The following is a 21,048-nucleotide window of genomic DNA, read 5'->3' as shown; positions in this document are numbered from 1 at the left end:
TACACGTGGGGCCATGGACGGAATTGTCATCGGCACCGCGGCGGACGTTGCTTCTGCCCTGCGAACCGCGCGCGCGGCGGCCGCCGCATGGCGGGGTACGCAACTGCGGGATCGGCTGCTGGTCATCCGTCGCACCCGCCATCTGCTGGCAGCTCGGGCCGTGGCGATTGCCGCCACGCTGGACGGCTGCAGGCCGATCGCCGATACGCTGACCGCGGAAATTCTGCCGTTGCTCGCGGGCGCTCGGTTCCTTGAGCAGCGCGCAACGGCGATCCTGGCCCCTCATCGGTTACGGGCGCGCCGGCCACTCTGGCTGCTTGGCGTTGCGGCCGAGATACGCCGCGAGCCCTGCGGCGTGGTGCTTGTCCTCGCCCCATCAAATTATCCGTTGTTCCTGCCGGGTGCCCAGATCCTTCAGGCGCTGGTCGCGGGAAACGCGGTTTGCGCCAAGCCCGCGCCTGGCTGTGCAGAACCGTTGCGCGCGCTCTCCGGCCTGCTGACCGAGGCCGGTCTGCCGGACGGCTTGCTGCAGGTGCTGGATGAGAGCGCGGGGACGCCCGCGGCAGGCGCCGGCTTCGACCGCATCGTGCTGACCGGGTCGGCCGAGACGGGCCGCCGGGTTCTTGCCGCGGCATCGGAAACCCTGACGCCGACGACAATGGAACTGTCCGGAAATGACCCGGTGCTCGTGCTGCCGAACGCCGACCTCAAGGCCGTTGCCGACGCATTGTCCTATGGCTTGCGATTGAATGGCGGCGCCACCTGCATCGCGCCGCGCCGGATCTTCGTGTCGCATCCACAGGCCGCGGCGCTCGAACATGCACTGCAAGCTCGCATAATGATGATCAAGCCTGCGCGTATTCCGCACCGGGTCGCGGTTCGGCTTGACGCTCTGGTGGCGGAGGCCGTCGGCCAAGGTGCGAGGTTGCTGTCCGGCAAAGCGCGGGCGGGGCATGTCTCGCCGACGATCCTGGCCGATGCCACGCCGGCGATGCGCCTGCTGCAGCAGGATGTTTTCGCTCCCTGGCTCGCAATTGTGCCGGTCGCGGGCATGGCGCAGGCGCTGGATGCGCTGGCCGCGTGTCCCTATGCCCTGGGAGCCGCGGTGTTTGGTCCCGAGCGCGAGGCTCGGGCGCTAGCGGAACAAATTCCAGCGGGGTCGGTGTGCATCAATGACCTGATCGTGCCGACGGCGGACCCGCGGTTGCCGTTCGGCGGCCGTGGCCAAAGCGGGTTTGGCGTCACGCGCGGCGCCGAAGGTCTGCTGGAAATGACCGTGATCAAGACGATCAGCACAAGGCGTGGTCGCTTCCGTCCGCATCTGGCGGCGCCACAGGCCGGCGATGTCGCGCGCTATGCTGGCCTGATCGAGCTGCTTTACGGGAGGCCGGCGCATCTTCTGTCGGCACTGCGCCGGCTGGTTGGACGCAGCAGGCGGTAATCGCAAGTCCACTCTGGCAAGAGGTTGTTCCCAGCAGCCGCGCTGTCGCACCGCGTCATGGTGGTGACCCCGAACCAAGGATGAGCGGTCATGCCGTCCACGTTTATCTTCCCCTGAATTTCGCCAACGACCTGCTCCGTCCCGATGAGTTGCTGCGCCAGCATGTAAAGTTCTTTGACAGCAAGATATATAGCAAGAGAATACAAATATAGGTGATCCGCACATCATGGTATACCATTGCTCTGGATCAGTCATATTTTCAGGGCTAAACTATACAGTTGTGTCTTTAAGGCTCTATTAAAGTGGGCTCACGAAAATGTAAGATATTGCGACAGGCAAAAGAAGCGATTTCATAATACGGATGTACACCTGAACTGCCGTATTTCCTTCTATTATGCTCAAAAGAGAATACATTTATCCTAACCTGCATGCATTTGCATGTATTCGCATGTGGCATCATAGTTGCAATACTCTCTTGGCCTTCACATTAGTATCAGGAGATAAATACAATGCGTCTAAACATTCTCGTAGCCGCGCTTGCTGTCGCCACGGCAACAACGGCTCATGCCGGTACTTATGAAATCGATTATACGTCACAGAATCCGGCCATCTATGGTGATGTCATCGTGACCGCTTCGGATACACCGGCTGGTGGTCCGTTCACCGTAACGGGTATCACCGGATCGCGCGGCACTGACACGATCACCGCGCTGTCATCCTATGCCGGGTCAGATCAGCTGGTCTACGCGGCCGATCCCTATTTTGATCTGTCGGGTGTTTCGTTCTCGACGGCGTCGAGCGGTGACTTCAACCTCTATACCTCGAACGGCAGCTACTACGAGCTTTCAAGCAATCTTGACCCGGTCGGCTATCCTTCGAACGGGGTTCCGGTTTCGATCACGATCAGCGCCGTTCCTGAACCAGCTTCGATAGCGGTACTGGCTGTCGGAATTCTGGGCCTTGGCGTGATGTTGCGCAGCCGTCGCGGCATTGCCGCTACCTGCACCTGATGCTGTGAATGTCACCGAACCGGCGACCGTGGTCGGTTCGGTGACTTTCTCCGCCGGTTGGCATTATAGGTACACGCCAGAAAAATGGCTGGATCAATCAACCCGCTGCACCAATGCTTTCTGTTCATGCACAATAGACGCGCAAGACTTGCTATGTCACGTCGCCCTTCGGATTATGAGGCGCCGCCCGCATAGCCAGCGCCTGGAAGACGGGCACCGCCGCCGCCAGATGCGATAGCCGTACCGCTTCGCCTGGCTTATGCGCCACCGCGATATCACTCGGCCCCAGCACGACACAGGAGGCGATAACCTGAAGCTCCGAGGCATCCGTGCCGAACGGCACCGTGGTTGCCGACTGGCCGGTGACATCGACGCACAGACAGACCAGTGGATGGTCTGGCGGCAGTTCGGGCGGCCTGCCCTCCTCCGCCTCGGTGACCGTGATGTCGCATCGCGCGGCGGCCACGCGAACCGCATCGCGGACAAGGGCTGGATCGATCTTCGCCGAATAGCGGAACTTGATGCGTGCGGTCGCGATCGGAACGGTGACATTGAATGCCGCACCGTGGTTGTCGATGATTACGTTAAAGTCGCTGAACGGCGGCACGTAGTCCGCATCCTGCAGCGCGGTGTCGGTGCGCAGACGCTCGAACACCGTCTTCATTTCGGCCAGGAACGGGATCAGGTTCCAGTTCGCGTTGCGGCCCTCGCCGGAGGCACTGTGCGCCTGCACGCCGGTGGCCACGCAGGTAAACGCGATGCTGGCGCGATGCCCGCGCACCGGGCGCAGGCTGGTCGGCTCCACCACGACGATTCCCCATGGCGCGGCTAATCGGACGAGCGCGGATTGCCGAGCGATGATGCGGGCACCTTGCTTGGTGGATTCCTCGTCCGTGGTAAGCAGCAGCGAAACCGGGACAGCCGTCGGCAGGTCTTGCGCCGCGACGATGGCCGCGGCGACAGGGCCTTTCATGTCGGTGCTGCCCAGACCATGCAGCAGGCCGTCAGCATCGATCCGCCCGGACCAGGCGTCGTCGCGCCAGCCAGTGTCCGGAACCGTATCCATGTGGCCGGAGAACGCAATGCCGCCGGGGCCGCCGCGATGTGCGACGAGCACGCGTTTCGCTACGCCATGCGCGTCCAGGTAGTCCAGACGTTCCACCTCGAAGCCAAGCAGTTCGGATTCGATACGGGTTGCGATTGGAACGTTTGATACAAAGCTGCGGCTGTCCAATGCGACGAGGTCGCGGGTCAGCGTGGCGAGACGCTCGATCAGATCCGGCATCGCCTGGCATTACAGGCCACCTGCGATCTTCGCAATATCCGCCGCCCCGCAGGCTGTCCCCGCTTGAGTCTGTCTCCGCTTGAGCCAGGGCCTGATTTTGCGCACACTCCCCCCATGTCGACTGAATATCTCGATCCACGCACCGGTGCCACCTTTCCGATCGACCAGCCGCGCTGGCGCGGCCCCGACCATGCGCCGTTACTGCTCACCCAGATGACCGGCCTTACGCGGGACCAAATCGACACTCCGACCCGTAGCCTGTGGCGCTATGGGTCCGCCTTTCCCTTGCCTGTCGAGCAGCCGATCACGTTAAGCGAGGGCTGCACGCCGCTGATCCAGCGCGCCATTGCCGGCGTCGGCGTGCTGCTGAAATGCGAGTGGTTCAACCCGACGTGCAGCTTCAAGGACCGCGGCGCCAGCGTGATGCTGTCGCTGCTGCGCGCCCAAGGGGTCCGCCATGTTCTGGAGGACAGTTCCGGCAATGGCGGCGCGGCAGTATCGGCCTATGCCGCGGCTGGCGGCATGGCGGCGACGATCCTGGCGCCGGCTTCCACCAGCCCGGCCAAGACGGTGCAGATGCGGGCTCATGGCGCGACGGTGGAACTGATCCCCGGCACCCGCCAGGACACCGCGGATGCCGCCATCGCCCGATCCGACAGCATCTTCTACGCCAGCCACAACTGGCACCCGTTCTTCCTGCACGGCATCAAGACGCTGGCGTATGAAATCTGGGAGGACCTCGGCTTCCGGGCTCCCGACAACGTCATCACGCCATGTGGCGCCGGGTCGATCGTCCTTGGCTGCGAGATCGGCTTTTCCGAGCTTTTCCGAAGCGGCCAGATCGGTTGCATGCCGCGCATCTTCGCCGCGCAGCCGGCGAACTGCGGCCCGATCGCCGCCGCTTTCCTGGACGGATCGAACGAACCCGTGCCAATCGAAATCCTGCCGACCATGGCGGAAGGCACCGCCATCGCCCAGCCGATCCGCTTGCGCGAGGTGCTGGGAACGCTGCGCGAAACCCGCGGCGGGGCGGTGGCACTGACGGAAGCCGAGATTGGCAAGGCCACGCTCGACCTGGCCCGCATCGGCGTCTATGTTGAACCTACCTGCGCGCAGGCCGCCGCCGCATTTGCCAAGCTGCTGGAAACCGGCACGGTCACGGCGGAGCAGACCACGGTTCTGGTGATGACCGGAACAGGATTGAAGGCAACGCCGCGGATCGCCGAGTTGCTGGGGATCGTGCTGTGAAGCAGCATGAGCTGGCAGGGCGCAACACGGCCTTTCCCGCTCCGTCACCGTCATGGCCGGTTCGGCCATGACACCCAGACCCCCGCGCATCGGCTTGCTCGGCTTCTCCATCGAGTGCAACCGGTTCGCGCCCATCGCGACCGAGGTCGATTTCCAAGCCCGTACGCTGATCGGTGGTTACGCCATGGTGGCCGAAGCCCGCTCGCCGGCGCCCCGCATGCTGGGCGAGATGCCCGGCTTCATTGCCGCGATGGACGCCGTCGGCCCAAGCGACATATCTGGAGAAACAGGTTGGGAACCCGTCCCCAGCCTGCTGGCGATGGCCGAACCCAACGGTCCGGTGGAACAGGCGTTCTTCGACCGCCTGATGCAGCGGTGGGAAACCGATCTGTCCGCCGCCGGACAACTGGACGGCGTGTATGTCGTTCTGCATGGCGCCGGCCTGGCGACGCGGGACCATGATCCCGAAGGCACGCTACTTGGCGCCATCCACCGCATAGTCGGCGCTGCCGTCCCCGTGGTGGCGACTTATGACCTGCATGCCAACGTTTCCGAAGCGGACGTGGACCTGGTGGACGGCTTCATCGGCTACCGCACCAACCCGCACCTCGACATGCGCGAAAGGGGTGCCGAGGCAGCCGCCCTGCTCCGCCGCCTGATCGCCGGCACGCGCACCTGTCTTGCCCGCATCCGCCTGCCGATCGTGCCGCCAACCGTGACCCAACTGACTGGTCGGGATACGCCGAACCGGCCCTACGGCGAGTTGATCGACCTCGGCCAGCAGCGGATGGGTGAAGCGCCGTATGCCGGCCGGGTGCTGAACGTCTCGGTCATGGGCGGCTTCGCCTATGCCGACACGCCGTTCAACGGACTGACGGTCGTGGTCACCGCCACCGATCAGGATGCCGCCGACGCGCTGGCGCACGAGATCGCGGTGGCCGGCTGGGTTCGGCGGGACAGGTTCCGTCCGACCCTGACCAGCCTGGACGACGCGGTCCGCCTGGCCAAAGCGACCGAGGACGCCGCGGCGCCCCCACTCGCCTTCGCCGACGTTGCCGACAATCCCGGCGGTGGCGGGCGCGGCAACACCATGGCGATTCTGCAAGCGTTCCACGCATCCGGCGTCCGTGATGCGCTGGTCGGCATCATCCACGATCCCGCCCTGGCGGCCGAAGCACACCACAACGGCCTGGGGGCGACCTTTGAAGCCCGCTTCAACCGTGACGGCGGCGATGAATTCTCCAAACCATTCACCGCGTCCGCTGCCGTCTTCGCGCTGCGCGAAAAGCCGATCCGCGGACGGCGCGGCATCTACGCCAACAACACGCTGGACCTCGGCAAGGCCGCCGCATTGCGGCTGGACGGGCTGACCGTCATCGTCGTCACCCAGCGCTACCAGTGCGCCGACCCGGTGTTCTTCGAGGCCTTTGGCCTCGACATCGCCGCCGCGCGCGTTGTCGTGGTGAAGTCCCGCGGCCATTTCCGCGGCGGCTTCGACGAGTTCTTCCGCCACGACCAGATTATCGAGGTGGATGCACCTGGCCTGACCAGCCCCATCCTGTCCCGCTTTGCCTGGCGGCACATGCCTCGCCCCGTGCTGCCGATTGACGACGCCGCCGAATGGACGCCGCCCGCATGATGCTCGAGGACCTGCCGACCCCCTGCCTGGTGCTTGACCGTGGCATCCTGCGGCGCAACCTGCGCGGCATGGCGGCCAACCTGCGCCGGCTGAACGTCCCGTTGCGCCCGCACATGAAAACCGCCAAGTCGATTGATGTCGCACGTTTGGCGATCGAGGGCCAACCCGGTGGCATCACCGTCTCCACCTTGGCCGAGGCGGCGTATTTCGCCGGCCATGGCATCACCGACATTCTGTACGCTGTCGGCATCACGCCGCAGAAACTGGACCAGGTGGCCAAGCTCAATGCCGCCGGTGCACAGGTCATCCTCATCACCGACGACCCGGAGACAGCCAGCGCGATTGCCGCCTGCTCTCACCTTGCCCGCACGCTGATCGAGATCGACAGCGGCGAGGAGCGCGGCGGCGTGTCGCCGGACAGCGCGCTTCTGCTCGAACTTGCCGTTCGGCTGGGGCGGAACCTGGCGGGCGTGATGACTCACGCCGGACATTCGTATGAGGGGCGTGGCGTGCATGAGATGGCACGTATTGCCGAGGTGGAACGGACGACGGTGACGCGCGCGGCAGAGCGCCTGCGGGCGGCTGGGTTCCGGGCCGACACCGTCTCCGCCGGCAGCTCGCCCACGGTTCGGCATGCCGAACATTTTGATGGAGTGACAGAACTTCGCGCCGGCGTGTATATGTTCGGTGACCTGTTCCAGGCCGAAATCGAAACCCACGGTCTGGATGCCATCGCGGTGACGGTGCTGGCGAGCGTGATCGGGCGCCGTCCCGGCAGGATCCTGATCGATGCCGGCGGACTGGCGCTGTCGAAGGACCGCAGCACCCAGGCCGCACCGATCGACTATGGCTTTGGGCTGGCGCTGGATATCGCCGGCCGGCCGGTCTATGGCAAGGCGACCGTGCGGCGGGCCTATCAGGAACATGGCGTGATCGAATTCGATTCGGGATATCCGATCGATCTGCCCATCGGCGGCAAGCTGCGCATCGCACCTAACCACACCTGCATGACCGCGGCGGCCCATGACCGATATTTTGTCGTCGATGGTAATCAGCAGGTGGCCGCCGTCTGGCAGCGCGTTAATGGTTGGTAGACTCTGGCCTTCCGAAGTCGGAGAAAGGCCCTTAGTATTCTGCCAATCCTCCCGGCGTATGAGGCTCGGGAGCGGGACGCTCGATCAAGACTTGCCTTCCTGAAGCAGCGTGAAAGGGTCTGTGTCTTCCAGCAACCGGGTCCCAATGACTGGGGGTCTTACCCAGGGTCATCCGCGCCGGTCTCGCCAGTTCTCGCGCTGGTTGGATTCGTTGGACTGTGCCTGCTGGTCGGCGCCGTCGGCGGGTCGATGACAGCGCCGGCGCTGCGCCACTGGTATCCGGCCTTGGCCGCACCCGTTGGAACACCGGCGAACTGGCTGTTCGCGCCGATCTGGACGCTGCTTTACGTGATGATCGGTGTCGCTGCCTGGCTTGTATGGCGGCGGCGCGGGCCGTCTCGGCCCTTGCGCATGTGGGGCTGGCAACTTGCCGCCAATGCCCTTTGGGTGCCGGCGTTCTTCGGACTGCACAGCCCCCGCCTCGCCATGGGCGTCATGGTCATGATGCTGTCCCTGACCGTGCTGACGATCAGGGCGTTTCTTCCGGTCCAACGCTTGGCCGGCTGGCTCATGCTGCCTTACGCCACTTGGTGCGTTTATGCCGCCTACCTGAACGCCGGGTTCTGGCTGCTCAATAACACGTGATGCGCCAGCGTCGCCGCGCTGTTTGACGGCTGCCCCAGGAAATGCCGGGTTCGGCAGGCCTTGGCGGAGGAACCCATGTGACGCAGCGCATCGACGCTGCGTAGACTGCCTGCTCGCTTGGACGCTTTCGTTCAAGTGGACGCTTTCGTTCAAGTGGACGCTTTCGTTCAAGTGGACGGGGTTGGCCGGAGCTTTCTGAACTGACGCTATCGACGGACCACAGCCTCGACTGCTAGCATTTATCTTGTTCATGCAGTTCAACGACAGGGTTGCCCAATGAGGACTCCGGCTGGGATGTTTTCGGCTCGCCGCCGGTGGGTCGTGCTTGCCTGTGGCGTGCTGCTGAGCGGACTTGTATCGGCTAGTGCCTGGGCGCAGTTGGGTTCGCCTTCGATCATCAACGGTGGCGACATTGCCACGGGGCGGCGCAATGGTCAGAATCGAGGGTCGGAAAAGCCGCCGATTCCGCCGCCCGACGCCATCCCTGGGGCCAAGGCCAGGGTGACCGCCGCGCCAGCAACCCGCGCGTTGACCGACATGGCGCCGAATGATGCGCTGTTCGACGCGATCAATCGGGGCGACATCGCCGCGGCTCGGGATTCACTTAACCGTGGCGCCAATCTGGATGCGGTCAATATTCTGGGCATGACGCCAATGGAACTGTCGGTTGATCTCGGACGCAACGACATCTCGTTCCTGCTGCTGTCGATGCGAGGTGAGGACAGCGACCGTGGCTCGCGGTCGGTCGCGCGGCAGCCGCCGGCCGCGAAGCCGGTTACCGTCGAAAACGCGCCGGCAACCGCAAGAAGGGCGGCTTCCGCCAGGACGGTGGCGGTGGCGACAAGGAGCGTCGCGGCAAGGCCGGTGGCGGCGCCGAAGCTGTTCGCCAATGACGGCGGGACGCCCCTGCCAAGCGCCGGGTTCCTCGGCTTTGACGCGCGGTCGGCGGCCAACTGACCACGGTGGTTTCGGGTGCGGGAGGCAGCGGCCCGGATCGGGAAGATTGTCAGCGCAGGCGTTCGTCGGCGCTGGTGACGACGAATTGCCGCTTGCGGTAGGCGGTCCTGCCGACCGCGATCCCGGTCTTGTCAGCCTGCCTGGCTGGGGCGGGAGGGATCGAACCTCCGAATGACGGAATCAAAATCCGTTGCCTTACCGCTTGGCGACGCCCCATCTAGTCGGTGTGATAAGTCGGGCTGCGGTTCGCGTAAAGCGCGAACACCGCCGAGGCACCGCTTTCGGCTGAAGACGGTTGATCGGCCGCCTGGTTGGATCGTCTCACTCGCGCCTTCTGACGGGTCAGCCTCGGGTGCTCATGCTCTTGCGCAAGCAAGACAAGCGGCTAAAGCGCGACTGGTTTAGGTTGACCCAGGAGTCGCGCTTTAACCCTTTGTTTGATCGCGTGATTCACGCCTTCTGACTGGATCAGCCTCAAGCGATCACGCTTAATCCTCCCAATGAATGCTGTCGGCCATGATCTTCATTGGATCACCTAGCTGGGTTCCCTCGACCGTGACCACGCAGGGTTTTGATACGCCGGTACATTTTCGTAGCCGCTTTATGTCGGTTTCCGGCAGGGCTGACACGTTGATCCGGAGCCGCCGCTTCGGCTGCGTGCCGATCCCCAGTTCGCAGAAAGCGGCATTGCAGACGATCCGCCCTGGCCCCACCGTCCGGGCCTCACCGGTCGTTTGACCCAGCGCCACCGATGTGACCGCCAGCAGCGCCAAAGCGCAGGTTGACGGCTTCAGCATCGCCTCTTTAGCCGATTAGTTCGCGCCGAATGCAAGGCCGGCTTCGCGCGGATCGGCTGCCCAACCGCATTCGCTGTTCTCGCCCGGCAGATAGCGGCCGCAGGCGATCACGTTGGCACGGCCCGGATCAGGCACCGGCACGCTCATGGGCCGGTGTGTTCGCAGCGTGTTGATCAGCGCGGCCGCGACCGCCAAGGGTGCGCCGGCCTGGCCAGAGCCGCCGGCCTCCGCACGGAATGCCTTCAGGTTGTCGTTCCACACCATGCCGGCAGCCAGCAGCGGCGGCGGCACGGCCGCCGGCGAGGCGGCGGCCAGAAACCCCAGGCCCGGAATGATCCGCCCGGTGCCGAACAGGTTGTCCATGGTCACGGCACAGACCACGGCGTTGCCCGACCGGTCGAGCGTCGCGAAGGTGGTGGATGCGGGCAGCGCCGGCAGGCCAGCCGCAGGCAGGTCGGTGGCAGCCAGCGCGGCCTGCAGCGTCACGCCACCGGCACGCCAGCGGGCCGCGACCGCCAGGGCGCGGGCACCCGCAGTGGCGAGATCATTCGGATCCTCGGCCAGCACGCCGAAAGCGGCATCGGCGGCCAGCCCGCCATCCGCCGGCGGCGGCAGGAATGCCACCTTGTCGATACGATAGGGTCGAACAAGCGGTGCCGCGAGCTTTGGCAGCGCGGCACGCAGATCGTCAAGCGTGATCGGACCGCCGGCGAGAACCGACCCTTGCGCGATCCGGCGCGCCAGTCCGCCTTGATAGAGGTCGCCAACACCGGCCACACGCATCTGTGCCAGGGTTGACCCCAGGTCGGGCTGCTGCAGCGTCTGGCCTTCAATGAGCGGCACGCCATCATGGCTGAACACCGCCCGCGCGCCGGGATCGGCCAGCAACGGGCCGGAGACCAGCGACAGGTCCTTCACCAGCGCGCGAGACACCGGCACGCCAAAGCGGGCAAGCTGTTCGGCGCCGGACACCAGGCTCTCGAGCGGGCGCAGGCCATAACGGGCGTGCAGCAAAAACAGGCCTCGCGCCATCATTGGCACGGCGGCCGGACGATCGATCCCGCCGGGGCCGCTCCCGGCGGTGGCGCCGGCGCCATGCTGGGCGGCGGCGATGGGCGTGAACATCACCGCTTCCGGTACGCCGTGGTTGATGGATTTGGCACCGGAGGAGAATGCCAGGCACGCACCGCCGCCGCCTAATCCGGCACGCGATGGCAAGGTAACCGCCAGGGTCAGACCAACGGCCACCGCCGCATCAGCCGCGGTGCCGCCGGACGACAGCACCTCCCGCCCCGCCAGCACCGCGCGCGGCTCATCCGCCACGACTCCGCCCAGAAAACCGGCGATATAACCGGGCTGGCCCTGCGGGGGACCGTTGGTTCCCAGCACACCTTCAGTGACGTTGTTGACGGTGGAGCAGCTTGGCAGGAAGGCCAACAAGGCAAGTACGGCGCGGGCCCGCATCGGCCGCCGGGGGACGGATCGCGGCGCCCGCTGCCTGGAAAACCTGAGTAAGCCGCGACGCATCCCGTTGTCCTGTCCATCTCGCCAGTCCAAGAGACCGCGTCCTGTCGATGAAGCACCGTGCCATAAACGCCTTCGCCATCAGCGGCAACCGGCTGTTCGCAACACGCGGGCTTCTGTGGCGGCATGGTTCGGGACTATGCTCGCGGCGCAGGATAAAGGACCGCCCATGCAACGCCCACTCCGTCTCGTCGGCCTGATCGTTCTGGCCCTGTTATATAACGGCGCGGCCTGTAATTCAGCCGCCTGGGCCGACGCATTCACGCCAGCCCAGCGGACGGAGATCGTTGCCATCATACGGGATGCACTGAAGCAGGACCCGTCGATCCTGCGTGACGCGGTTGTCGCGTTGCAAGCGGAGGACGGTGAGAAATCACAGGCGGCGGCCCGCGCAGCGATCGCCGATTCGCGCAATACCCTGGTGACCCCGTCCGACCCGGTGGCCGGGGACCCGCACGGCGACGTCACGATCGTCGAATTCTTCGATACCCGCTGCCCCTATTGCCGCCGCATGGAGCCGACGATGACGCGACTGCTGGAGCAGGATCGCAAGGTGCGGCTGGTTTACAAGGACCTGCCGATCCTGGGGCCCGCCAGCGTGCTGGGCAGCAAGGCATTGATGGCGGCGCAGCAGCAGGGTGGCTACGACAAGATGCGGGCGGCGGTGATGAAGCTGCCACCTGACACCACCCTGCCCCAGCTTGAGGCAACCGCCCGCACGCTCGGCCTCGATTGGCCGAGGATGGCGCGCGACATGGAAGACCCGTCGGTGCAGGCGCGAATTGATGAGAACATCAAACTGGCCCACACGCTGGGCATCCAGGGAACGCCCGCGCTGGTGATCGGCAATGACCTGATCCCTGGCGCGGTCGACCTGGACGATCTGCAAAAGGCCGTGGCGGTGGCGCGGCGGTGACGGCATGAACCAGACGATTGTCGTCACCCGCCTGATGATCCAGATGCTTGCTGATCCGGTTCGTAAGCGCGGGCGGTGCGGTCATGAGCGCCCTGAATATTATTGGCGCTCATTGGCGGCGAGAATGAACTGAGCGGTGATCGCCTCGGCCAGGGCAACGGGATTGGACGCATCGATCCGACCCTCGACTAGCAAGGTCGCCAGTCCATGCACCATCGACCAGGCGGCAAGAGACGCGATCTCGACGCGCGAGTCGGCGACCAGCCGAGCAACCCGCCTGCGCAGGGTGGCGTAGGCGGCCTGCGCCTCGTCCAGCAGTGCCGTAGGATCCGGGGTATCGACAGTGGCTGATATCAATGGGCCGAACATCAGACGGAACAGCGCCGGTTCGGCAACCGCAAAGCCGACATAGGCCACACCCTGGGCACGCAACGCGGCGACGCCGAACGCAGTCTCGTCAGCGGCGCGCAAAGCGGCGTCCAGCCGCGCGAAGCCGGTCGCGGCTATCGCGGCAAGCAGCGCCTCCTTATCGGCGAAATGGCGATAGGGCGCGGTCGGCGACACACCTGCCTCCCGCGCGACGCCGCGCAGGCTGAGTGCGTCGATACCGTCGCGCCGGAGCAGGGCGAGGCCGGAGTCGATCAGCGCGGCATAAAGATTGCCGTGATGGTACTTTGATGTTGACATTGCTTACATTGGCACTAAAGTTTACACCGTAAACATTGGAGTATCCCGATGTCCTACAAAGGACAAGTGACCGCCGTCGATCTCACGCAATATCCTGATCTGACGGTCGTGTATCTCGGCATGAAGGTGACGCGGCTGCGCGGTATCCGTACTGTGTTGGGACTGGGTAGGCCACTCGCCGCGCTTGACCGCGATAAACTGGACGGACTGCTGCACCAGGAGCTGTTTCTCTGGCGGCTCGATCATGTCGGCATTCGGCAATACTGGCGGGATTTTGAGGCATTGGAGCAGTTCACCCGAAGCGCGCCGCATAACGGTTGGTGGGCGGCGTTCCTGCGCGACCCGAAGGGCACCGGCTTCTGGCACGAGACCTACCGGAAGTCAGGCGGAATGGAAGGAATTTATCTTGGTTTGCCTGATACGGTCGGGTTTGCCAGGTTCGCGCCGAACCGTCCGCGCGAGGGCGACTACGCCCGCGCACGCCAGCGGCTCGCGGCCTGAGGCGGATTGGCGGACGCTTGGCAGTCGGGCGCCCGGCTATAACGGATTGGCCGACATGTGGTCTGGCTGCCGCGCCGGCGCACCAAACCGGATCAGGCTGGTCCGCGGCATGGCAGGGCAGGCCCTGAGCTGTTCTTCCTTTCCTGCATCGGCTATCCCACGGGAAAACGGAGCCTGCACCGCATGACCTACCTTGTCGCCGATGACCTTCCCGCGAGTCTGGCCGGGGATCGCTTCCGCGCTCTGCTCGCCCGCCCCGGCATTGTCCAGCTTCCCGGCGCGCACAATGGTCAGGCAGGACTGCAGGCAAAGGCGGCCGGCTTCGAAGGGCTCTATCTTTCCGGCGCCGCGATGACCGCTTCCATGGGCATCCCTGACCTCGGCATGATCACGGTGGATGAGGTCTGCTTTTTCGTTCGCCAGATCGCCCGGGCTACGGGTCTGCCGCTGCTGGTGGACGGCGACACCGGCTATGGTGAAGCACTTAACGTCATGCACATGATCCGCAGTTTCGAGGATGCCGGCGCGGCTGCCGTACATATCGAGGATCAACTTCTGCCGAAGAAATGCGGCCACTTGAACGACAAGAAACTGGCCGACCCGCATGACATGGCGGCCAAGATCGCCGCCGCCCGCAAGGCGCGCCGGCATCTGTTCATCATCGCGCGCACTGATGCCGCCGCCAGCGAGGGTCTGGATGGCTCGGTTGGGCGGGCCAAACTGTTCATGGACGCCGGCGCCGATGCGATCTTTCCCGAGGCGCTGACCACGGCCGACATGTTCCGCGAAGTCGCTGTTCGCCTGCCGGGCGTGCCGCTGCTGGCCAACATGACGGAATTTGGCCGCACCCCATTCTTCACCGCCGGCGAGTTCGAGGCGATGGGCTACAAGATGGTGATCTGGCCGGTCAGCAGCCTGCGCGTCGCCAACAAGGCGCAGGCAAGGCTTTATGCCGCAATCCGCCGGGATGGCGGAGCGCAGAACATGGTTGATTTCATGCAGACCCGGGCCGAACTTTATGCAACGATCGGCTATCATGATTATGAGGCGCTGGACGCGTCCATTGTGGCAACGATCATCCCGACGGCGATGCCGCAAAGCGGGTAGAACGGGTAGAGATACCCGGCTCAGGCGCCATGACTCGAGCGCCTGATCAAGACCGACGGCGCAAGATGGTGTCCCACGAAAGCCGACGAATTTGCGCAATTCGATTCGGGATCGGACGTTTCTGTTGCAGGAATAACACGTTATTGCACATGAACCTGGATTCAACATTTGCGACGCTGGGATGAGGCGTTTTCCATTGCAGCGTGGTTAGGCGTTCAGGCAAAATACCGCAATGCAAATCACATTAGTGGGAACCACGGTGATTTGCGGCCAGACTTAAGTGATATTGTTCAACCCGGCGGCCCTACAGACAACCTTATTACGCACAAGGCCTCATCATGGCGAACCAAACCTCCCTCGCGGTCGAAGAGCACGTTCATGGCAAAACCGTTTGGGTGGCGCTTCGTGCCCGTGGCGCCGACTGGTCATGGCTGACCCCGGACGAAGCGGTCCGCCTTGGCCGTGAGTGGATCGAGAAATACAGCGCCGTGCCGCAAGCCGCCGAGTAGCCGATGCGACCGGGCGGGCAGAAGAGGCTGCTAGTCTAGGTTCGGATCCGTGCGGCCCTCACCGATCGGATGGCGATCTTTGGCCGACAGAAGGACATCGCGCTGTCGGCCGATACGGACGACTGATGTCTATAAGGATTGTGATCAGTCTCCTGCCGGAAACAGGCTTGCAATCGCTCGACGCCGAAGGCAAAGCCGGCGAATGGCTGCCGACGCTGATCCCGTATCGTCGCATTGGTGAAATGGATGACGTCGGCCGTGCCGCGGCTTGGCTGGCCTCGAACGGGGCGGATCACGTGGTGGCCACCATCCCCTTCGTCGACGGCGGCATGATGTCGTATCCGGACTTCCGCGCTGATGGGTAGATGTTTCCTGCCGTCGGTGGACGCCCATCGCCGCATCGAGCAGCACGGCGTCATCGGCAATCTCTCGACCATCGCCCTGGTCGCGATCGATGCGACGATCGACTACCTCTGCTGGCCAAAACTCGACAGCCCGAGTCTGTTCGCGGCGTTGCTTGACACCGTGCATGGTGGCGCCTTTCGCCTGGCACCGGACCTGACGGAGGCCGAAACGCGGCAGATCTATCTGCCGGACAGCAATGTGCTGTTGACGCGCTGGCTGGCGCCAGAGGCGAGCGTGGAGGTACTCGACCTGATGGTGGTGAGCGACGGGCTTGATCCCGATCCACCACGCCTTGTCCGCCGCATTCGTGCGACGCGCGGCACCGTACGCATGCGCCTCGCTTGCGCGCCACGCTATGGTTATGGCCTGCGAGAGGCCACGGTGACCAAAATGGAGAATGGCGTGCGCTTCTCCGGCAACGCCGGTGACCCGGCGCTGCGATTAATTGGTACCCATGCGCTGGACGCGGGCGCCGGCGAGGCAACGGCCGAATTCAGCCTCTCCACCGGCGAACAGGCGGATTTCCTGCTGGAAGCCGACGAGCCTGTAGCGGAGGGCGGCAATGCGCTGCCGCTTGCCGCCCTGGACCGGGCGATCGAGGCGACCATCGCCTACTGGCAACGCTGGGCCGCCCGTTCCGACTATCGCGGCCGCTGGCGCAACGAGATGAACCGCTCGGCATTGGTACTGAAGCTGCTGACCTCGCGTGAACATGGTTCAATCGCCGCGGCCGCCACATTCGGCCTGCCGGAACAGCCCGGCGGGACCCTGAACTGGGATTATCGGGCGACCTGGCTGCGTGACGCCTCGTTCAGCGTCTACGCCTTCATGCGGCTCGGCCACACCGCGGAAGCCATTCATTTCATGCGCTGGGTTGGTGCTCGTGCGAACGGATGCGACGACGACGGCAGCCTGCGCATCATGTACCGCCTCGACGGCGGCAGCGACCTGCAAGAGCGGGCATTGGACCATCTCGCCGGCTATCGCGGCGCGCGCCCGGTGCGCATCGGCAACCTGGCCGCCGAACAGATCCAGCTCGACATCTATGGCGAGCTGCTCGACAGCGTCTACCTCAATGCGAAATACGGCGAACCTCCCGGCTACGACGCCTGGCGGCGGATCTCACGATCAGTCGAGTATGTCTGCCAGCACTGGCGCGAGCCGGACGCCGGCATCTGGGAAGTGCGCGGCGAACCGCGGCATTTCCTGCATTCCCGTCTGATGTGCTGGGTTGCCGTCGATCGAGCCATACGAATGGCTTCAAAGCGCTCGCTGCCGGCGCCGTATGGCCGCTGGTCAGAAACCCGCAACGAAATTCACGACAGTATCTGGGCAAAATTCTGGAGCGAGTCCTGCGGCCATTTTGTCCAGACACCTGATTCGCGAGAGGTCGATGGGGCCCTGTTGCTGATGCCGCTGGTGCGCTTCGTGACGGGCAATGATCCACGCTGGTTGGCAACGCTGGACGCGATCACCAGGACACTGACCGCCGACGGGCTGGTTTTTCGCACGCCAGCCGGCCGCGCTGGCCGTGAGGGCGCCTTCGCAGCGTGCTCGTTCTGGTACGTCGAATGTCTGGCACGTGCTGGGCGCCTTACGGAGGCGCAGGCGACACTCGAACGCACGTTGAGTTACGCGAACCATGTTGGCCTATACGCCGAGGAGTTTGACGTTCAGGCACATCAACTCGGCAATTTTCCACAAGCGCTGACCCATTTGGCGTTGATCAGCGCGGTCTACTATGTGGATCGCGCGTGCTCACGGTGACCGGAAAGCGCCCGGACTTATGGTTGTGCCCGTCGCCGCGGCCGCCTTTTCAAACAATGTTGGCGCTGTTGCCGTGACTGCCGTTATCCGCCGAATTTCGGCGCCCGTGGAAACCCGTTTGGCGGCATACGTCCAGTCGAACCGCGTTCCGCCAGCCAGGCACGCAAATCTGTTTCCGTCCGAACCCTTTCCCCCAGCCGCCAACTCAGGCCGTCGGCCAGTCGGAAAACCTTTATGTCAGCCAGGCCACCGTCCTTGTAGCGCTGCAGCATCACGCCTGCCCCGCGCGCCATCTCCGGCACCTGGTCCAGCGGGAAGACCAGCAGGCGGCGATTCTCGCCGATCACCGCGACATGGTCGCCGTCGGCCGGCACGCACAGCACCGCCTCTTCCTTCGGCTTCAGATTGAGCACCTGCTTGCCGGTCCGCCGCTCCGCCGCCAGTTCGGCAGCCGGCACAATGAAGCCGCGGCCGGCGTTGGAGGCGACGAGGTACTTCATCCCCTCCTGCACCACGAGCAGCGTGATCACTGCGTCCTCGTTCGACAGTTCGGCCAGCAGCCGTACCGCCTGGCCATCACCCCGGCCGCGCGGCAGATCGGCGGCCTTCAAGGTAAAGGCCTTGCCGTTGGTCGCGAACAGAGTCAGGCGATCGGTCGTCTGGCACGGCAGCAGCAGCCGCAGCTTGTCGCCTTCCTTGAACTTCAGGTCCGCCGGATCGGCGACCGCTCCCCTGACCGCCCTGATCCAGCCCTTCTCCGTCAGGATGACAGTGATCGCCTCGCGTTCCACGAAGGCATCCATGGCAAAATCCACCACCGGCGGCGGCGTGCCCAGCCTGGTGCGGCGGTCGCCCAGCGGACCGGAGCCGAACTTCGTCCGCGTCTGCTCCACTTCCTCGGCGATGCGGGCCCACTGACGCTTCTTGTCCCCCAGCAGCGTCTGCAGGTCCTTGCGCTCCCTGGACAGGGCCTTGTGCTCCTTGCGGATCTCCATCTCCTCCAGCCGCCGCAGGCTGCGCAACCGCATGTTCAGGATGGCCTCGGCCTGGATGTCGGTCAGGCTGAACCGGTCCATCAGCCGCGGCTTGGGATGCTCCTGATCGCGGATGATGCGGACCACCTCGTCCAGGTTGAGATAGACGATCAGGTAGCCGTCCAGCACCTCGATCCGTCGTTCGATCGCCGCCAGCCGGTGGTTGGAGCGGCGGACCAGTACCTGCTGGCGGTGGTCCAGCCAGGCGCGCAAAACCTCCGGCAGCGCCATGACCCTGGGCGTTCTTGTCGCGTCCAGCACGTTCATGTTCAGCGGGAAGCGGGTTTCCAGCGCGGTGGCGCGGAATACCGTTTCCATCAGGACCTCGGGTTCCGCGCCACGTGTCTTCGGCTCCAGCACCAGGCGGACCACGTCGGTGCTCTCGTCGCGCACGTCGCCCAGGAGAAGCAGCTTCTTGTCCTCCATGAGCTGGGCAATCTGCTCGATCAGCTTGGCCTTCTGCACCTGATAGGGGATTTCGGTGACGACAACCTGCCAGGTGCCGTGCTTGCCCTTCTCGACCTCCCACTTGGCGCGCAGGCGGAAGCCGCCGCGGCCGGTCTCGTAGGCGGCGAGGATCGCGGCGGCGTCCTCGACCAGGACGCCGCCGGTGGGAAAATCCGGGCCGGGCATATGCCGCAGCAGATCGGCGGTTGTCGCGGCGGGATTATGGATCAGGTGGATGGCGGCGGCGCAGGTCTCGCCGGCGTTGTGCGGCGGGATCGATGTCGCCATGCCGACGGCGATGCCGGCCGCGCCGTTGGCGAGCAGGTTGGGAAAGGCGCCGGGCAGGACGACAGGTTCGGATTCCTCACCGTCATAGGTCGGGCGGAAATCCACGGTGTCTTCGTCGATGCCGGCCAGCATCGCCTGCGCGACCAGGGTCAGGCGAGCTTCGGTGTAGCGCATGGCCGCCGGGTTATCGCCGTCTATATTGCCGAAATTGCCCTGGCCCTCGACCAATGGGTAGCGGGCGGCGAACTCCTGCGCCATGCGCACCATGGCGTCATAGATCGAGGCGTCGCCATGCGGGTGATACTTGCCCATCACGTCGCCGACGACCCGGGCGCATTTCTTAAAGCCGGCGGTCGGGTCCAGCCGCAACTGGTGCATGGCGTAGATCAGCCGGCGGTGCACCGGCTTCAGCCCATCGCGCACATCCGGCAGGGAGCGCGACATGATGGTGGACAGCGCATAGGCCAAATAGCGCTCGGACAGCGCGTCCTTCAGATGGGTGTCCTGAATGGTGCCGATCAGATCATCCGGCATGGTCGGTCTCGTCTTCCTCTGGATGGTGTGCCGCCGTCGCGGCGGGTATCTGCGGTGCCGCCGTCGCGGCGGGGTCTTGTGCGGCCGCCATGACCGCGACCCGGTCGTATAGCATCTGTCGCGCCTGTGGCAGGGGACGATGCTGATGTCCAAAGGCATCGCGAGCCAGAAAGTGGCCGGTCAGCCGCAATCCGTCACGCCAACCAGCCGCTCCGCCATCGCCCGCGCCGAGCAGAAAGCCGGGCAAGGGCAGCAGCCGATTGGACCATATCCCCGCCGCTTCCCGCGTTACGGCGCGCCCGGTGCGCGGCGACACGAATGCCAATCCGTCGGTTTGGCGGGTCACCGCGCAGGCCGACAGATCAAGGCCGTAACCAAGATCGGACAGTACCACCATCTCCCAGCGCACGACATTCGTGAGTTGCGTCTCACCAAAGGGCAGATGCGGGATCAGGCGCAGCAACCCGTTGAAAATGCGCGGATGCGGCTGCCGCTCCGGCAGTGCGCCTTCGGCAACGGCGCAGATCGATGTCAGCATTACCAGCGCCAAAGCGTCATCCATGACATGCGCCGCGCCGGAATGGATCAGTTCACCGGTAAAGCTGCCAAGCTGCTCCGGCAGGCGCGCCGTCCACCGCGCCTGCACCAGGTTTCCCGCCTGCCAGGTGGCCGCCTTGCCGCGCGAGCCTCCGCCACGTGCCAAACCCCGGTGCAGGCCGTGCGCCTCGGTCATCACCGTCGCGATCACATCGCCTTCGCCGTGCAGGCGAGCATCCAGCACGATCGTTGGCGCTTCCCATTCCATCGCTGCCCCAGTTTGTCCATCGCGGCAAATGCCAGGCCCTTGTCCTGGGCGTTCAAGGGCGCCGACGGTCGCTTTGGAAAGCGTAGGCCCGCTGCTTCGACCAGCGCATCAATTGGCGCTGCCTCTAATGCCGCACTAATGCACCGAGATATGGAAGTGACCGAGTACACTTGCAAGCGATGACTACTCGCAAGCAAGTGTCGAATCTTCGAGATTCCCGTTAAATTCCATATTAGTCCGAACCTCGGTCCTAATACATTGATTTTACGAAACGCTCCAGCGACGTTAAGTTGGCTCGCGAACGCAGGAAATTGGTACCCGCAACAGGAAGCGATTCACGAATGCAGTACTAGTGTCGAAAGGGCTTGATCAGTTCGGGCACTATAGTTACTGCGTCCTGCGCATAAG

The 21,048-nt window shown here is 64.5% G+C and carries 19 protein-coding genes and 1 tRNA gene; 13 read left to right on the top strand and 7 right to left on the bottom strand.

Annotated elements, in window-relative coordinates; genetic code table 11:
- Nucleotides 1-13 precede the first annotated feature (13 nt).
- Together ACQY4S_RS26390 and ACQY4S_RS26385 are read left to right on the top strand one after the other, a co-directional pair.
- A complete protein-coding gene (locus tag ACQY4S_RS26390; RefSeq protein WP_428488140.1) occupies nucleotides 14-1,441 on the top strand; it encodes an aldehyde dehydrogenase family protein in 1,428 nt (475 codons plus the stop codon).
- Between the two features lie 509 nt (nucleotides 1,442-1,950).
- Nucleotides 1,951-2,451 (top strand): PEP-CTERM sorting domain-containing protein, encoded by a 501-nt coding sequence (locus tag ACQY4S_RS26385; protein ID WP_428488139.1) that lies wholly within the window; start codon nucleotides 1,951-1,953, stop codon nucleotides 2,449-2,451.
- A 151-nt stretch (nucleotides 2,452-2,602) separates the two neighbouring features.
- Here the strand turns inward: ACQY4S_RS26385 and ACQY4S_RS26380 are convergent, their stop codons facing one another.
- Nucleotides 2,603-3,736, bottom strand: a complete 1,134-nt coding sequence (locus tag ACQY4S_RS26380) for a M20/M25/M40 family metallo-hydrolase (protein WP_428488138.1) — start codon at nucleotides 3,734-3,736, stop codon at nucleotides 2,603-2,605.
- Nucleotides 3,737-3,850: 114 nt separating this feature from the next.
- Here ACQY4S_RS26380 and ACQY4S_RS26375 point away from each other — a divergent pair, with 114 nt between their 5' ends.
- From ACQY4S_RS26375 to ACQY4S_RS26355, 5 genes are all read left to right on the top strand, one after another.
- A complete protein-coding gene (locus ACQY4S_RS26375) occupies nucleotides 3,851-4,984 on the top strand; it encodes a threonine synthase (protein ID WP_428488137.1) in 1,134 nt (377 codons plus the stop codon).
- Between the two features lie 67 nt (nucleotides 4,985-5,051).
- Entirely contained in the window at nucleotides 5,052-6,623 is a 1,572-nt protein-coding gene (locus tag ACQY4S_RS26370; protein WP_428488136.1) for a M81 family metallopeptidase, read from the top strand.
- Entirely contained in the window at nucleotides 6,620-7,717 is a 1,098-nt protein-coding gene (locus ACQY4S_RS26365) for an alanine racemase (RefSeq protein WP_428488135.1), read from the top strand. The genes ACQY4S_RS26370 and ACQY4S_RS26365 overlap by 4 nt, the downstream gene beginning before the upstream one ends.
- A 3-nt stretch (nucleotides 7,718-7,720) precedes the next feature.
- A complete protein-coding gene (locus ACQY4S_RS26360; RefSeq protein ID WP_428488507.1) occupies nucleotides 7,721-8,362 on the top strand; it encodes a TspO/MBR family protein in 642 nt (213 codons plus the stop codon).
- Nucleotides 8,363-8,656: 294 nt separating this feature from the next.
- Nucleotides 8,657-9,319 (top strand): ankyrin repeat domain-containing protein, encoded by a 663-nt coding sequence (locus ACQY4S_RS26355; RefSeq protein WP_428488134.1) that lies wholly within the window; start codon nucleotides 8,657-8,659, stop codon nucleotides 9,317-9,319.
- 141 nt (nucleotides 9,320-9,460) lie between these two features.
- Here ACQY4S_RS26355 and ACQY4S_RS26350 read toward each other — a convergent pair.
- The 3 genes from ACQY4S_RS26350 to ACQY4S_RS26340 form a co-directional block, all read right to left on the bottom strand.
- Nucleotides 9,461-9,535, bottom strand: a tRNA-Gln gene (locus ACQY4S_RS26350).
- Nucleotides 9,536-9,807: 272 nt separating this feature from the next.
- The gene (locus ACQY4S_RS26345) at nucleotides 9,808-10,116 is read right to left on the bottom strand and encodes a hypothetical protein (RefSeq protein ID WP_428488133.1); all 309 of its coding nucleotides are present in this window, start codon (nucleotides 10,114-10,116) and stop codon (nucleotides 9,808-9,810) included.
- Between the two features lie 15 nt (nucleotides 10,117-10,131).
- Nucleotides 10,132-11,580: a gamma-glutamyltransferase gene (locus ACQY4S_RS26340; RefSeq protein WP_428488132.1), complete on the bottom strand. Its 1,449-nt coding sequence runs from the start codon at nucleotides 11,578-11,580 to the stop codon at nucleotides 10,132-10,134.
- Between the two features lie 229 nt (nucleotides 11,581-11,809).
- Here ACQY4S_RS26340 and ACQY4S_RS26335 point away from each other — a divergent pair, with 229 nt between their 5' ends.
- The gene (locus ACQY4S_RS26335; RefSeq protein ID WP_428488131.1) at nucleotides 11,810-12,556 is read left to right on the top strand and encodes a DsbA family protein; all 747 of its coding nucleotides are present in this window, start codon (nucleotides 11,810-11,812) and stop codon (nucleotides 12,554-12,556) included.
- A 99-nt stretch (nucleotides 12,557-12,655) separates the two neighbouring features.
- Here the strand turns inward: ACQY4S_RS26335 and ACQY4S_RS26330 are convergent, their stop codons facing one another.
- The gene (locus ACQY4S_RS26330; RefSeq protein ID WP_428488130.1) at nucleotides 12,656-13,243 is read right to left on the bottom strand and encodes a TetR/AcrR family transcriptional regulator; all 588 of its coding nucleotides are present in this window, start codon (nucleotides 13,241-13,243) and stop codon (nucleotides 12,656-12,658) included.
- 48 nt (nucleotides 13,244-13,291) lie between these two features.
- Here ACQY4S_RS26330 and ACQY4S_RS26325 point away from each other — a divergent pair, with 48 nt between their 5' ends.
- From ACQY4S_RS26325 to ACQY4S_RS26305, 5 genes are all read left to right on the top strand, one after another.
- A complete protein-coding gene (locus ACQY4S_RS26325) occupies nucleotides 13,292-13,744 on the top strand; it encodes a monooxygenase family protein (protein ID WP_428488129.1) in 453 nt (150 codons plus the stop codon).
- Between the two features lie 183 nt (nucleotides 13,745-13,927).
- The gene (gene prpB, locus ACQY4S_RS26320) at nucleotides 13,928-14,851 is read left to right on the top strand and encodes a methylisocitrate lyase (protein ID WP_428488128.1); all 924 of its coding nucleotides are present in this window, start codon (nucleotides 13,928-13,930) and stop codon (nucleotides 14,849-14,851) included.
- Between the two features lie 338 nt (nucleotides 14,852-15,189).
- Complete coding sequence (locus tag ACQY4S_RS26315) at nucleotides 15,190-15,360, top strand: hypothetical protein (RefSeq protein ID WP_428488127.1); 171 nt, start codon at nucleotides 15,190-15,192, stop codon at nucleotides 15,358-15,360.
- A 125-nt stretch (nucleotides 15,361-15,485) separates the two neighbouring features.
- Nucleotides 15,486-15,725, top strand: coding sequence for an SDR family oxidoreductase (locus ACQY4S_RS26310; RefSeq protein WP_428488126.1), 240 nt, complete (start codon nucleotides 15,486-15,488; stop codon nucleotides 15,723-15,725).
- Nucleotides 15,718-17,532 (top strand): glycoside hydrolase family 15 protein, encoded by a 1,815-nt coding sequence (locus ACQY4S_RS26305; protein ID WP_428488125.1) that lies wholly within the window; start codon nucleotides 15,718-15,720, stop codon nucleotides 17,530-17,532. The genes ACQY4S_RS26310 and ACQY4S_RS26305 overlap by 8 nt, the downstream gene beginning before the upstream one ends.
- A gap of 83 nt (nucleotides 17,533-17,615) precedes the next feature.
- Here the strand turns inward: ACQY4S_RS26305 and parC are convergent, their stop codons facing one another.
- Nucleotides 17,616-19,835, bottom strand: a complete 2,220-nt coding sequence (gene parC, locus ACQY4S_RS26300) for a DNA topoisomerase IV subunit A (protein WP_428488124.1) — start codon at nucleotides 19,833-19,835, stop codon at nucleotides 17,616-17,618.
- On the bottom strand, nucleotides 19,825-20,640 hold the full coding sequence (gene recO, locus ACQY4S_RS26295; RefSeq protein ID WP_428488123.1) for a DNA repair protein RecO: 816 nt from the start codon (nucleotides 20,638-20,640) through the stop codon (nucleotides 19,825-19,827). The genes parC and recO overlap by 11 nt, the downstream gene beginning before the upstream one ends.
- Nucleotides 20,641-21,048: the final 408 nt, after the last annotated feature.

The sequence above is a fragment of the Rhodopila sp. genome (assembly GCF_965276935.1).
Classification (GTDB): Bacteria; Pseudomonadota; Alphaproteobacteria; order Acetobacterales; family Acetobacteraceae; genus Rhodopila.
The sequence above is the reverse complement of the archived record's forward strand: the minus strand, read 5'-3'. Positions and strand labels throughout refer to the sequence as shown.